This is a genomic window from Candidatus Flexifilum breve, assembly GCF_016713355.1.
On record NZ_JADJPI010000004.1, the window covers coordinates 239,180 to 252,728 of the forward strand.

Here is a 13,549-nt window from a genome sequence, read left to right on the forward strand (position 1 = left end):
ACAATCGGGGCGTATCCATTGAAATGAGGTGCCGTATGTTGAGCGTGCTTGAGTGCATGAACTGTCATCATCAATACCCCGTCGACCAAGTCATCTACACCTGTTCGACTTGCGGCGGCTTGCTCGATCTCAAGCACGACATGGATTGGCTGCGTAAAACTGTCACTCGCGAGTTGTTCGATTCCCGCCTCGGGACGCTCGACTTTCCGTATAACAGCGGCGTGTGGCGCTACAAAGAAATGATTTACCCGGACGTTGACCCTGCCCTGATCGTCAGCCGCCCGGAAGGCAACACGAACCTCTACCCGTCACCGCGCCTATCCAAATGGGTCGGCGTGGAGAAGCTGTACCTGAAGCATGAAGGCGAAAACCCGACCGGATCGTTCAAAGATCGCGGCATGACGGGCGGCTTGACGCAGGCGCAGGTGCTCGGTATGAAAAAGGTGGCGTGCGCCTCGACGGGCAACACCTCGGCGTCGCTGGCGGCGTACGCGGCGTGGAGCGGTATTCAGGGAATCGTGCTGTTCCAGAACAAGCAGATCGCGCTCGGCAAACTGTCGCAAGCGGTCGCGTATGGCGCGACGTGCATCCGCATTGCCGCCGACTTCGACCGCAACCTCGAACTCGTGCGCGAAATCTCAGAAAAGCTCGGCATTTATGTGCTCAACTCGGTCAATCCGTTCCGCCTTGAGGGGCAGAAGTCGATCATGATCGAGACGATCCAGCAGTTGCGCTGGCAGGTTCCCGACTGGATCGTCGTGCCCGGCGGCAATCTCGGCAACAGTTCGGCGTTTGGCAAGGGTCTGCGCGAAATGTATGAGATCGGCCTGATCGACCGCCTGCCGTCGCTGGCGATCATTCAGGCGGAAGGCGCGAATCCGCTGTACCGCGCCTACCAGAACGGTTTCACTGACTATCAACCGATGGAAGCGGATACCATCGCCACGGCGATCAAGATTGGCAACCCGGTCAACTACCCCAAGGCCGTGCGCGCGCTCCAGTGGACGGAAGGCGTGGTCGAACAGGTCACCGACCAGCAGATCATGGATGCCAAGGCGCTGATCGACGCGCAGGGTATCGGCTGCGAACCCGCGTCGGCGTGTTCACTGGCGGGCGTCAAGAAGCTGGTCGAAAATGGGGTAATCAAGCCGCATGAGACGGTGGTCGGCATCCTGACGGGTCACGTGCTGAAAGACCCGGACGCGACGATTGCGTATCATGAAGGGCTGCTGGACGACATCGAGTCGGCGTTCCCGAACCGGGTGTTCGCGGCCAAGCCGACGGTCGAGTCACTGGCGGAAGTCATCAACGACGCGAACTTAACGCCAGCATAAAAGCAAGAAACGCCAAGATTAAACGCAAAGGCGCGAAGACGCAGAGACGCAAAGGAGTTAGTAGAACAATTCCTTTGCGTCTTCGTGTCCTTGCGTCTTTGCGACGAGTCTTGTGCTTGTTACTGGCGGAAGCGGACTTCCCACAGGTTCTGAATCTGCGGATATTCGTGACGGGCACGGATGCCGGACAGCGCCTGTTCCAGATCGTTGATGAGGTCGTTGGTATCTTCGATGCCGACGGCGAAGCGCACCAGATTGTCCTTGATGCCCAACGCAAGGCGTTCTTCGGTCGTCTTTTCGAAGTAGCTCATCAGCGCGGGCTGCTCGATCAGGCTTTCGACCCCGCCGAGGCTCGGCGCGATGTACGGAATGCGCATGCGGTCAATGAAATCACTGGTCGTCTTGAGGTCCCCCTTCACTTCGAAGGTCACGACGCCGCCGAACGCGTCCATCTGCGAAGCCGCGACGGTGTAATCGGGGTGCGACTTCAGGCCGGGATACCACACGCGGTCAATCGACGGGTGCGCTTCGAGGAAGCGCGCGACTTCGAGCGCCGTTTCGTTCTGCTGCTGTACGCGCACGCCCAACGTTTTGATGCCGCGATCCACCAGATACGCTGCATGCGGGTCAACCACGCCGCCGAGCACACCGCGCGCGTCACGCAGCGCCTTCATGCGGTCGCCCTGCCCCACAATCACGCCCGCCAGCACATCGTTGTGCCCCGCGAGGTACTTGGTCGCGCTGTGCAGCACAAAGTCGATGCCCCATTCCAGTGGACGCTGATTGACCGGCGTCGCAAACGTGCTGTCGATGAGCGTGAGCACACGGTGCTTCTTGCCAATCTGGGCGATGCGTTCAAGGTCGGCGATGCGGAGGTAAGGGTTGGTCGGGCTTTCGGAGATGATGATGCGGGTTTTCTTGGGGATGATGGCGGTTTCCATCGCTTCGTAGTCACCCATGTGGACGACGGTGGTTTCAATGCCAAAACGCTTGAGGAAGGTCAAACAGAATTGGCGGGTGCGGCGATAACAGTCATCGGTGATGACGATGTGCGACCCCGCCGGGAGAATGGACAGCAGCAGCGAGGTGATCGCGTTCATGCCCGAGGAATACAGCACGGCATCGTCGCCGCCATCCAGCGCCGCCAGCTTGCGTTCGACCGCGGTTACGGTCGGGTTGCCATAGCGACCGTATTCCTCACGGTCTTCGCCATCGCCCCACGTCTTACGTTCCATAAAATCGATCAGCTCTTGCGTATCGCTGAAGGTATACGTCGCTGTCTGCACGATCGGCGCGGTGAGTGAGTTGTAGGCTTTGGCGCGCTTCGTCCCGCCATGGACTGAACGTGTTTTGCTTCCCCGATTGTTACCATTGAGCATGATCGACTGTCTCCACACCATACAATAAAACCCCACCGTGGCACTCGCTCCACACGGCAGGGTTCGGGAATAAAAAGAGACTTCGGCATGAAGTCTCTTTGAGGTCGTAACCTGGGTCACCAGAAGTACGCTCTCATCTTCCAGAATAATCTGCCGGACTTAGCACCTTCCCGCACCGATAAGGCTGGTGTGGGGGTTGCCGCGAGTTCATCGAGCCGTACTCTCCCTCGCTCTGGATAAGAGTGTTGCGCTATGGGGTTTGTTAACGTACTTGGAGAGGACTATAGCATGCTTTTGGTGTGCTGGCAAGCAGGCAATTCGACCACCCGTCATTACCTATCCACAAGCGGAGGAGTCCCGCTATACTTATGAGAGCAGGATCAGATAACAGTGGTCAGGGTGGCGATGGAAGATAAGTACGTCGGCATTATGCTGATGAGCGGCGTGGATGACGGCCTGCTGCTCACCTTTGGGGATGACGCTGGGTCGCAGGACGGCGGCGATTGGACGCTGACCATCGGGCGCAAGGAAGACAACGATGTGTGCCTGCGTAACGACACCTATAGTTCGCGGTATCATGCCAAACTGCATCGGCGTGACCAGGGGTGGTGGCTGGAAGACTGCGACAGCAAAAATGGCACCTTTATCGAAGATAACGTGGATGACCAGCGCGTGACAGGCACCATCCCGTTGAGCGACGGCCAATTGTTCCGCGTCGGACGCACGTGGATGCGCATTCAGCCTGTCGAATAACCGCGATTACAGACCAAAGACAAAGACTTATGGCGACGATTGGGCTTCGAGACATTCTGATCAATGCGCGGCAAGAATCTTTCCGCATGAATCACTACTACCTCGGCGTCGAGCATCTGTTCATTGGCCTGCTGGACATTCAAAGCGGCCTGACCGGAACGCTGCTCGAAGAACAGGGGTTAACGCCGCAGTATGTGGTTGATGCGATCCGCCGTTTGACAGGCAAAGGCAACCGTCAGCGCCTGTGGGCGGGCGTGCCCGATACACCGCGCACCAAGGTCGTGTTGAGCATCGCCAACGACCTCGCGCTCGAAGCGCACCGTCCGGAAATCGACGAGCGCGATTTGCTGCTGGCGATCCTCGAAGAGAATGACAGCATCCCCGTGCGCGTGCTGCGCAAGCTCGAAATTAATCTGGAGCGGTTGCGATCCGAGGCGCGCACGCGGGCCCTCACCGACGCTCCCGCCCAGTCCTATATCAAGATCGATTTTGGGCAGGACTTCGACGGGACCTTCGCCCTTTCCGACCAGACGATTGCGCTGCTGCGGCGCATGTTCCACGGCTACAGTCAGATTCGCGTTGAGCGGCGGCTGATGGGCGGATACACAGCCGCGCTCATCCTCGTGGTGACGCCCATCGGGACGGATCGCATGGAGGACGCCGCGGTCGTGGTCAAAATCGACACGGCAGATATCGTGCTGGATGAAGCGCAGCGCTACGAGCAGCATGTTAAGAATTCACTGCCGCCGCTCACCGCGCGTCTGGAAGACAAACCGACGACGTCGGAGACGTCTGACCTCGCCGGGCTGAAATACACGTTCGTCGCTGGGACGGACAACAACGCACAGGACTTGCGGACGGTCGCTCAGAAGATCGGCGTGGACAACCTCGGTGACTGGCTGCGGCGTGAACTCTACCCCTACTTCGGCAAAACGTGGTGGCAGCAGCGCCGCGAATTCAGCTTTCAGGTGTGGACGGAATATGATTGGCTGCTGCCGCCGCTGCTCACCCTCGAATACGTGGGCGAAGAGGACGGTTCCGCGCCCATCACTGCGATCAAAGAGCCGATCAAACGCAAGCGCATCAACGAACTGCACTACGGCGACGTGATCTCCATCGAAGGCTTCATCGTGCAGCGCGTCAACCGCGAGAAAAACTGGATTCAGCTCGCACTCGGCAAGGGCGCGGAAGCGGCTAAGCGCGCCTACAAGATTCAGGTGCGCAATGTCAACCTGTCCCGCGACACCTTCTACCGCGGTGAGACGGTCGATCGATTGATCGGACGCGTGTGGCAAACCCGCGAAGAAGCGCTGCTGCGCGCCGCCAGTTCGCTCGACCCTGATTTTGATTACCGCGCGGCGACCATCCCCGTGATCGGCATCCGTCCGGATGCACTGCCCAACCCCGTCTACGCCTACGACGATTTATTGGATCGCTACGTAAACGGCTCGTTCAGCAAGATCCACGGTGACCTGCATCTCGGCAACATCCTCGTCGGGCCGAACAGCAGTGCCTTCCTGATCGATTTTGCGCAGACGCGCGACGGACACACCCTGTTCGACTGGGCGTCGCTGGAAATCAGTCTGCTGAACGATATTGTGATGAAGGCGGCAGGCGATTCGTGGCAGGGCGCGCGTGATGTGCTGCGGTTGATCGCGGCGTTGAACGCAGGGAACGCGCCGGGGGTCAGCCCGACCAGCGTTACCATGCAGCCTATCAGCGCGATCCGCGAGATTGTGCGCGAGTGTCTGGCCGTGCCGGATCAGTGGGATGAGTACTACATCGCGCTGGCAATGGCGTCGATGCGGGCGTTCACGTGGGACACGATGTCAGTGGGCGGGCGGCGGCTGATGTATCTGCTGGCGGCGCTCACCATGAATCTGCTCCAGCATAAGCTGAGCGGCGCAGGGTCGTTCGATACGCTGTCCACCGATCAACCGCAGGAAGAGTAAGGGCAAGAAAAGACTCAACGCAAAGACGCTAGGACGCAAAGACGCAAAGAAAGTAGCAAAAATCTACTTTGCGCCTTAGCGACTTCGCGTCTTTGCGTTAAGCAGTTGACCTTAGATTTTCTCCGCGACGGCCTGCGTGAATTCGGTCGTGCTGACAAAGCTGCCGCCGCGCGGCGCGATATCCGCCGTGCGCGCGCCCTGATCCAGCACGCTCTCAACCGCCGCTTCGACTGCTTTGGCTTCCGCTTCCAGATTCAGGCTGTAACGCAGCAGCATGGCGGCGCTGAGGATCGCGCCGGTCGGGTTTGCCTTGCCCTGCCCCGCAATATCCGGCGCGGAGCCGTGCACCGGTTCGTACAAACCGAGACCGTCTGCACCGAGCGACGCCGACGGCAGCATGCCGAGCGACCCCGCCAGCACCGACGCTTCATCGCTGAGGATGTCGCCGAAGATGTTGCTGGCGACCATCACGTCGAAGCTCGCCGGACGCGTGATCAGGTGCATGGCGCACGAATCGACCAGCGCGTGATCGAGCGCGACATCAGCGTAATCTTCCGCCACCTTGACGACCGTCCGCCGCCACAGACGCATGGAGGCCATGACGTTCGCCTTGTCGACCGAGGTCAGCTTCTTGCGCCGCCCCTGCGCCGCCCGGAAAGCGATGTGCGCGATGCGTTCAACCTCCGGCACGGTGTACAATTCGGTGTCGTAGGCCGAGTCGCCGTCGCCCTGCTCCTGCCGCGGCCCAAAGTAGATGCCGCCCGTCAGTTCGCGGACGATAAGCATATCCACGCCGTTGAGCAGTTCGATGCGAAGCGGGCTGTACTGCGCCAGCGCGGGATAGGTCTTGACCGGACGCAAGTTGGCGAACAGACCAAAGTGCTTGCGAATCTTGAGCAGACCCTGTTCGGGGCGCACCGCCGCCGTGGGATTATCCCACTTCGGGCCGCCGACCGCGCCGAGCAGAATCGCGTCCGACTGTTCGCCGGTGCGCAGCGTCTCTTCAGGGAGCGCTGTGCCGGTCTTGTCGATGGCGATGCCGCCGATCAGCGCTTCTTCATACGAGAATTCGTGACCAAACCGCGACGCGACCTTGTTCAGTACGGCAACCGCCGCGCTGGTAACTTCCACGCCAATCCCGTCGCCGGGCAGTACTGTGATCTTTGCTTTCATCCATGCTCTCCTAAAAGAAATGAAACCGCAGAGAACGCAGAGAACGCAGAGCAATTTACTCTGCGTTCCGAGAGCACGCCGCGGATAGAGTTCTCACATCTCTAGAGGTTATAACCTCTGCAAATCGCTGACCGTGCGCTCGTTCTGCACGTTGCCGGTGTTGAGTGTGCCCTGCGGCTCGATCAGCATGACGTGCACTTCCTGTTCGGCGACGGGCAAATGCTCGACACCGCGCGGGATGATGAGGAATTCGCCTTCGTCCAGCCACACATCGCGATCCCGAAACTTGAGCAGGAGGCGGCCCTTGACCACAAAGAACATCTCGTCCTGATCGTCATGCTGATGCCAGACAAACTCACCGAGCAGCTTGACGAGCTTCACGTCCATGCCCTGCACAGAGCCGACGATCTTCGGGCTCCAGTGTTCGGTAAACTGGCTCAACTTGTCCGCCACATTCACTTTGTCCATGCTGACCTACCTTTTTGTTTGGGACAAACGATCGTCCTGATCGTAACCCCCATCGCTCCCCTCCCTGAATTCAGGGGGGGGGGGGGGCGGAAGTGGCGGACGCGATGAAGCGCGTCCCTACGAAAGACAGGTCAGGCTTGAATTTCCTGCTGTTCCTGCTCGGCGGCGATACACACGCCATACTCGACGCTGTCCGCCAGCGCCAACCAACTCGCGCGAATGATGTTCGCGCCCGCGCCGACGGTACTCCACCGCTGCGTGCCGCTCTGCGTTTCGATCATTACGCGGGTCGTCGCCGCGGTGCCGTTCTCCCCGTCGAGGATACGCACTTTGTAGTCGGCCAACTGGAAATCGGCGATCTGCGGGTAGCGCATGACAAGCGCCTTGCGCAGCGCCAGGTCGAGCGCATTGACCGGGCCGTTGCCTTCGCCCGCCGTGAGCACGATTTCGCCGTCCACATCCAGCTTGACGATGGCCTGCGCCTGTCCACCGCGCCCGCGCCGTTCTTCGACGATCACGGTGAAGTCGACCAGTTCAAAGATCGGCTTGTAGTCTGGTTTGGCGCGATGCAAGCGCACGGCGACGGAAGCCTCCGCGCCTTCAAAGACGAAACCCTGAGCTTCCAGCCGTTTGATCTCTTCGAGCACTTTGACCGCTTCGCTCGTGCCCACGTCGAGGCCAAGTTCTTCGGCTTTGCTGAGCAGGTTGCCCTGCCCCGATAGATCCGACACGAGGATGCGCATCTCGTTGCCGACCATCTCCGGGTCGATGTGCTGGTAGCTGTGGATGTTGCGACGCATAGCGGCAACGTGGATGCCGCCTTTGTGCGCGAACGCACTCTTGCCGACATACGCCAGATGATTATCCGGCGCGAGATTGGCGATCTCCGCGACCGAGCGCGAGACGAGCGTCAGGAAACGCAGATCGCGGTCGGGGAGGCAGTCGTAACCCATCTTCAACTGCAAGTCGGGGATGATGCTGCACAGATTGGCATTGCCGCAGCGTTCGCCGTAGCCGTTGATCGTGCCCTGTACCTGCGTCGCGCCCGCCTCCACCGCTGCAAGTGAGTTAGCGACCGCCAGTTCGCCATCGTTATGGGTGTGGATGCCGACTTGCACCTGCGGGAAAAGTTCGCGCGCAGTATGGACGAGCTTGGCGACTTCCCACGGCAGGGAACCGCCGTTGGTATCGCACAGGCAGATCCAGTCCGCGCCGGAGTCAACCGCGGCGCGCAGCGTGTCAAAGCCATATTCGTAGTCGAGCTTCACGCCATCAAAAAAATGTTCGGCGTCGTAGATGACCTCTTTGCCAATGCTCTTGAGGTAGCGAATGCTGTCACCAATCATGCGCAGGTTTTCTTCAGGCGTCGTTTGCAGCACATCGGTGACGTGCAGCATCGACGTTTTGCCGACGACGGTCACGACGGGCGTTTCCGCTTCGACCAGCGCGCGAATGTTCGGGTCGGTTTCGGTATCCACGTTTTTGCGGCGGGTCGAACCGAAGGCGGCAATCTTCGCGTTCTTGAGCGGAATTGACTTGACCTGCTGGAAATACGCGGCGTCCTTGGGGTTCGACCCCGGCCATCCGCCTTCGATGTACGCCACGCCCATGTCGTCGAGCAAGCGCGTCACGCGCAGCTTGTCCGCCACCGACAGCGAAATCCCCTCGCGCTGAGTGCCATCGCGCAGTGTGGTATCGTAGATCGCTACTCTCGTCATCTTGATTGCGCCTTTGTTTCCATTTGCAGTACCCAATCGGACACAGCGAACAAGGACGAGGCATGCCTCGTCCCTACATCCGTGTTCGTGGGGTTTAGACCGTCTTAACGCGCTGCGGGTGATCCGCTTCATAAGCGGAGATTTCGGTTTCGAGCATGAGCAGATAGCCCATCTGATCGACGCCGTTGAGCAGGCAGTGCTTGGAGAAGCCGTCAATCGGGAACGTGACGCCGCGCCCATCGGGCAGCGTGATCGTTTGCGTCTCCAGATTGATACTCACCCCGGTGTTCGGGTCTTCTTCCGCCAGGCTGATGAGCTGGCGGTGCGTTTCTTCGTCCACCTGAATGGGCAGCAGACCGTTCTTGAGCGCGTTGTTGCGGAAGATGTCCGCAAAGTAGGTGCTTACAACCGCCTGAAAGCCCGCGCCGACCAGCGCCCACGGTGCATGTTCACGCGAGCTGCCACAGCCGAAGTTGTGCCCGCCGATCAGGACAGACGCGCCCTGATGCTGCGGCTGGTTTAGCACAAAATCCGCCTTAGGCGAACCATCGGCATTGTAACGCCAATCCGAGAACAGCGCCGCCCCTAAGCCGGCCTTGTCGGTCACCTTGAGGTAACGCGCCGGGATGATCTGATCGGTATCGGTATCGTTGATGGGAAGCGCGACGATTTTGCCGCTGAACGTGTTGATCGGTTCCATGTCGTCGTCCTCCTAGACCGTGATCAATTCGCGTACGAGTTCGCGCGGGTCGGTGACCACGCCGCGAATGGCCGTCGCCGCCGCGGTGAGCGGGCTGGCGAGGAAGGTGCGTCCGCCCTTGCCCTGACGCCCCTCAAAGTTGCGGTTGCTGGTGCTGACCGCGTACTGCCCCGGCGCGAGCTGATCACCGTTCATGGCAATACACATGGAGCAGCCCGCTTCACGCCATTCCGCACCCGCCTCGCGGAAGATGCGATCCAGTCCTTCGGCTTCGGCCTGCGCCTTGACCTGCTGCGAACCGGGCACAACCATCATGCGGACGTTGTCGGCCACACGGCGCCCCTGAATAAACTTGGCTGCTTCGCGCAAATCGCCAATGCGGCTGTTGGTGCAGCTCCCGAGGAACACAACATCAACGGGCTTGCCGAGCAGCGGCTGATTCGGCTGCAAGCCCATATAGGTGAGCGCCTTCTCCATCGCCAGACGCTGTGAGACATCGCCAAACGCCATGGGGTCAGGCGTGCGTCCGGTGATCGGCATGCCCATGCCGGGGTTCGTGCCGTAAGTGATCATCGGGACGAGGTCATCGGCGTTGAGGACGACTTCGTTGTCGAAGGTCGCGCCCTCGTCAGACGGCAGCTTGCGCCACGCCTCGACCGCGCGATCCCACGCTGCGCCCTGCGGCGCATGGGGACGTCCCTTCAAGTATTCGAAGGTGGTGTCATCCGGCGCGACCATACCCGCGCGGGCGCCGCCCTCAATCGACATATTGCAGATGGTCATACGGCCTTCCATGCTCAGCGCACGGATCGCATCGCCCATGTATTCGAACACGTAGCCCGTACCGCCGCCTACGCCGATCTTGGCAATGATCGCCAGAATGATGTCTTTCGCGGTCACGCCGTCTTCAAGGCGACCGTTGACGCGCACCGCCATCGTCTTGGGGCGATTTTGCAGCAGCGTTTGCGACGCCAGCACGTGCCCGACTTCGCTCGTGCCGATGCCGAAGGCCAGCGCGCCAAACGCGCCGTGCGTGCTGGTGTGGCTGTCGCCGCACACAATCGTCATGCCGGGCTGCGTGAAGCCCTGTTCCGGCCCGATGACGTGGACGATACCCTGATTGCGCGTGCCGAGGTCGTAGAGCGGAATGCCGAAATCGGCGCAGTTCTTGCGCATCACGTCGAGCTGCGCCGCCGCCTGCGTGTCGGTCACCGGGATGATCCCCAGTTCGTTGCGCGGCGTGGTCGGCGTGCTGTGATCCATCGTCGCGAGTGTGCGATCCGGACGGCGGACTTTGAGCCCGCGCTGGCGCAGTTCGGTGAACGCCTGCGGCGAGGTCACCTCGTGGACGAGGTGCAGGTCGATATACAGTACGGCGGGAAGATCATCCGTCTGCGGACGGACGAGATGGCTCTCCCAGACCTTTTCAAACAGCGTTTTTGCCACTTACTCTACCCTCTTGATGTCTCGGTGCGCCTGTGCGCCATTACGTTAATGATTCGACGGTGGTTGTCTTGAGAGGACGAAGCATGCCTCGTCCCTACAGAACAACCACCATCAGATCTGCAATTCCAACGCAGCCGCCACGGCAGCCAACGCATGAATTTCGGTGGTATCGAAAGCGGGAACAGGACAATCCGCCTGTTTGATGAGCAGTCCGATCTCGGTGCAGCCAAGAATCACGCCCGCTGCCCCCTGCGCGACCAACTGATTGACTATGCGCAAGTATTCCGCCTTCGAGTCGGGTTTGATGATCCCCAACACCAGTTCTTCATAGATGATGCGGTTCACGATCTGGCGATCCGCCGCATCGGGTACGATCACGTCCAGCCCGTGAACGTCAGTCAACCGCCCGCGATAGAAGTCCTGCTCCATCGTGTACCGCGTACCCAGCAAACCGATCCGCTGGATGCCCGCCGCCTTGATCGTTCGGCGGTCGGATCGGCAATGTGCATCAGCGGAATGCTCACCGCCGCTTGCACTTCCCGCGCCATCCGGTGCATGGTATTCGAGCAGATGATCAGCAGATCCGCGCCGCCGCGTTCCAACCGCTGCGCCGCATCGATCATGCGCTCGGTCGCCGCGTCCCAGTCGCCCGCGTGCTGCAAGCGTTCGATCTCCGCGAAGTCGAACGAGAACATGAGCGTTTGCGCGGAGTGCAGCCCGCCGAGGCGCTGCTTCACCGCTTCATTGATCATCCGGTAGTACTCGGCGGACGACTCCCACGAGAGTCCGCCGATCAAGCCGATGGTTTTCAAACCGTTTTCCTAACCTGCTAAACCTCGGGCGGGAGGCGGAAACCCCCCTCTCCCATGGGAGAGGGGTCGGGGGTGAGGCGACTCCGTTAATCCCCAATGGCGACGGTCGCCGCTTCGCCTTCCGGCTTGACCGCGCCGAGGCCGAGCGCGGCGATCATCCGATTGAGCGCCGCCAGATACGCCTTGACGCTGGCGACGATGATGTCGCTGTCTGCGCCGTAACCGCCAAACGAGCGCGCTCCGTCGGGTGTTTCAATGCGCACGGTCACTTCACCGAGCGCATCAATGCCTTCGGTGACGCTGTGCACGCTGTATTCGATCAGCGTATTGGGCAGGTTGATGATGGCATCGAGCGCCCGATAGCAGGCATCGACCGGGCCAGCGCCCACCGCCGCATGAATATGAACTTCGCCGTCGCCCGTCGAGAGCTTGGCGGTCGCGGTCGGCATGCCCATCGTGCCGGACATCACCTGAATATCATCGAGATGGAAGAATTCCTGTGGCTTATGGAGTTCGTCGGTCATGAGCGCCGTGAGGTCAGCATCGGTGACGTTCTTTTTGGCGTCGGCCAGCACCTTGAAGCGGTCAAAGACCTGCTGCAAACCCTCTTTGTCGAGCGTGTAGCCCAGTTCTTCCAGACGCACTTTCAGAGCATGGCGACCGCTGTGCTTGCCCAAGACCAGACGACTCTGCGTCCAACCGACGCTCTCGGGCGTCATGATCTCGTAGGTGCTGGCGTTCTTGAGCATGCCATCCTGATGAATGCCCGCTTCATGCGCAAAGGCATTCGCGCCGACAATCGCCTTGTTGGGCTGGACATGAATGCCCATGTAGTTGCTGACCATACGGCTGGTCTTGACGATCTCTTTGGTGTTGATGTGCATGCCGACATTGTAGTAATGCGGACGGGTGGCCAGCGCCATCGCGACTTCTTCGAGGCTGGTGTTGCCCGCACGTTCGCCAATGCCGTTGATCGTCACTTCGACCTGCCGCGCACCCGCCATCACCCCCGCCAGCGTATTCGCGGTCGCCAGACCCAGATCATTGTGGCAGTGCACCGACCAGATCACGCCGCTGCCCTTCCCCGCGCCGGGAGTTAGTTCAATCAGGCGGGCGATCACGTCGTGCCATTCGCCGGGCGTCACATAGCCGACGGTGTCGGGGATGTTGAGCGTCCGCGCGCCGCAGGCGACGGCCAGCGCGCACACTTCCACCAGATAATCCGGATTGGTGCGTCCGGCATCCATCGGGCTGAATTCAACATCGGGCGACAGGCTGGCAGCGAGCGTCACCGCTTTGCGGATCGCATCCAACCCCTGCTGATAGGTAAAGCCAGTCTGGTATTTGAGGTGAATGTCGGACGTGCCGAGGAACGTGTGAATGCGCGGCTTGTGCGCGTCCTTCACGCCTTCCCAGCAGGTGAGGATGTCTTTTTCAACCGCGCGCGCCAACCCGCAGATCGTCGGACTGTCGGGGCCTTGCCCAACTTCACGAGCAACGCGCTGCACGGCGGCAAGGTCGTCGGGGGAGGCGGCGGGGAAACCCGCTTCGATGATATCCACACCCAAACGCGCCAACTGCCGGGCGATCTCCAGCTTTTCCGCGCTGGTCAGCGACGCGCCGGGGCTTTGTTCGCCATCGCGCAGCGTCGTATCAAAGAACACCACTACATCTTGATTGACTACACCGTCGTCCATCACGCTTTCCGCCTTTTCCGCATTCCGCCTGTGCAATAAGCCTCAGTCACCTTTGTAGGGGCGCACCTGCGTGTGCGCCCTTGAGGGCAGACACATCGGTCTGCCCCTACAGGTGGT

At 60.4% G+C, this 13,549-nt stretch carries 10 protein-coding genes, 1 pseudogene and 1 riboswitch; of the genes and pseudogenes, 3 read left to right on the top strand and 8 right to left on the bottom strand.

What is annotated here, in order from left to right:
• Positions 1-35 precede the first annotated feature (35 nt).
• Complete coding sequence (gene thrC, locus IPK17_RS01890) at positions 36-1,334, top strand: threonine synthase (RefSeq protein WP_343415975.1); 1,299 nt, start codon at positions 36-38, stop codon at positions 1,332-1,334.
• Between the two features lie 119 nt (positions 1,335-1,453).
• Here thrC and IPK17_RS01895 read toward each other — a convergent pair whose 3' ends face one another.
• Positions 1,454-2,713: a trans-sulfuration enzyme family protein gene (locus IPK17_RS01895; protein WP_343415976.1), complete on the bottom strand. Its 1,260-nt coding sequence runs from the start codon at positions 2,711-2,713 to the stop codon at positions 1,454-1,456.
• 130 nt (positions 2,714-2,843) lie between these two features.
• Positions 2,844-2,956: riboswitch (SAM riboswitch) on the bottom strand.
• A 162-nt stretch (positions 2,957-3,118) separates the two neighbouring features.
• Between IPK17_RS01895 and IPK17_RS01900 the strand changes: the two genes are divergently transcribed.
• A complete protein-coding gene (locus IPK17_RS01900) occupies positions 3,119-3,466 on the top strand; it encodes an FHA domain-containing protein (RefSeq protein ID WP_343415977.1) in 348 nt (115 codons plus the stop codon).
• A gap of 29 nt (positions 3,467-3,495) precedes the next feature.
• A complete protein-coding gene (locus IPK17_RS01905) occupies positions 3,496-5,418 on the top strand; it encodes a Clp protease N-terminal domain-containing protein (protein ID WP_343415978.1) in 1,923 nt (640 codons plus the stop codon).
• Between the two features lie 111 nt (positions 5,419-5,529).
• On the opposite strand, the gene leuB is transcribed toward IPK17_RS01905, so the two are convergent.
• From leuB to IPK17_RS01940, 7 genes and pseudogenes are all read right to left on the bottom strand, one after another.
• Positions 5,530-6,591 (bottom strand): 3-isopropylmalate dehydrogenase, encoded by a 1,062-nt coding sequence (leuB, locus tag IPK17_RS01910; RefSeq protein WP_343415979.1) that lies wholly within the window; start codon positions 6,589-6,591, stop codon positions 5,530-5,532.
• Between the two features lie 108 nt (positions 6,592-6,699).
• Positions 6,700-7,059, bottom strand: a complete 360-nt coding sequence (locus tag IPK17_RS01915; RefSeq protein WP_343415980.1) for a cupin domain-containing protein — start codon at positions 7,057-7,059, stop codon at positions 6,700-6,702.
• 131 nt (positions 7,060-7,190) lie between these two features.
• The gene (gene cimA, locus IPK17_RS01920) at positions 7,191-8,777 is read right to left on the bottom strand and encodes a citramalate synthase (RefSeq protein WP_343415981.1); all 1,587 of its coding nucleotides are present in this window, start codon (positions 8,775-8,777) and stop codon (positions 7,191-7,193) included.
• Between the two features lie 94 nt (positions 8,778-8,871).
• On the bottom strand, positions 8,872-9,477 hold the full coding sequence (leuD, locus tag IPK17_RS01925; RefSeq protein ID WP_343415982.1) for a 3-isopropylmalate dehydratase small subunit: 606 nt from the start codon (positions 9,475-9,477) through the stop codon (positions 8,872-8,874).
• 12 nt (positions 9,478-9,489) lie between these two features.
• Positions 9,490-10,923, bottom strand: a complete 1,434-nt coding sequence (gene leuC / locus IPK17_RS01930; RefSeq protein WP_343415983.1) for a 3-isopropylmalate dehydratase large subunit — start codon at positions 10,921-10,923, stop codon at positions 9,490-9,492.
• A 111-nt stretch (positions 10,924-11,034) separates the two neighbouring features.
• Positions 11,035-11,735: pseudogene (locus IPK17_RS01935) on the bottom strand (aspartate/glutamate racemase family protein).
• Positions 11,736-11,821: 86 nt separating this feature from the next.
• Complete coding sequence (locus IPK17_RS01940) at positions 11,822-13,432, bottom strand: 2-isopropylmalate synthase (protein ID WP_343415984.1); 1,611 nt, start codon at positions 13,430-13,432, stop codon at positions 11,822-11,824.
• Between the last annotated feature and the right edge of the window lie 117 nt (positions 13,433-13,549).

What these genes read in the sequence shown, in the direction of transcription:
- thrC (WP_343415975.1), top strand. Translation starts at nt 36, where the DNA reads ATGTTGAGCGTGCTTGAGTGCATGAACTGTCATCATCAATACCCCGTC.
- IPK17_RS01895 (WP_343415976.1), bottom strand. Translation starts at nt 2,713, where the DNA reads ATGCTCAATGGTAACAATCGGGGAAGCAAAACACGTTCAGTCCATGGC.
- IPK17_RS01900 (WP_343415977.1), top strand. Translation starts at nt 3,119, where the DNA reads ATGGAAGATAAGTACGTCGGCATTATGCTGATGAGCGGCGTGGATGAC.
- IPK17_RS01905 (WP_343415978.1), top strand. Translation starts at nt 3,496, where the DNA reads ATGGCGACGATTGGGCTTCGAGACATTCTGATCAATGCGCGGCAAGAA.
- leuB (WP_343415979.1), bottom strand. Translation starts at nt 6,591, where the DNA reads ATGAAAGCAAAGATCACAGTACTGCCCGGCGACGGGATTGGCGTGGAA.
- IPK17_RS01915 (WP_343415980.1), bottom strand. Translation starts at nt 7,059, where the DNA reads ATGGACAAAGTGAATGTGGCGGACAAGTTGAGCCAGTTTACCGAACAC.
- cimA (WP_343415981.1), bottom strand. Translation starts at nt 8,777, where the DNA reads ATGACGAGAGTAGCGATCTACGATACCACACTGCGCGATGGCACTCAG.
- leuD (WP_343415982.1), bottom strand. Translation starts at nt 9,477, where the DNA reads ATGGAACCGATCAACACGTTCAGCGGCAAAATCGTCGCGCTTCCCATC.
- IPK17_RS01940 (WP_343415984.1), bottom strand. Translation starts at nt 13,432, where the DNA reads ATGGACGACGGTGTAGTCAATCAAGATGTAGTGGTGTTCTTTGATACG.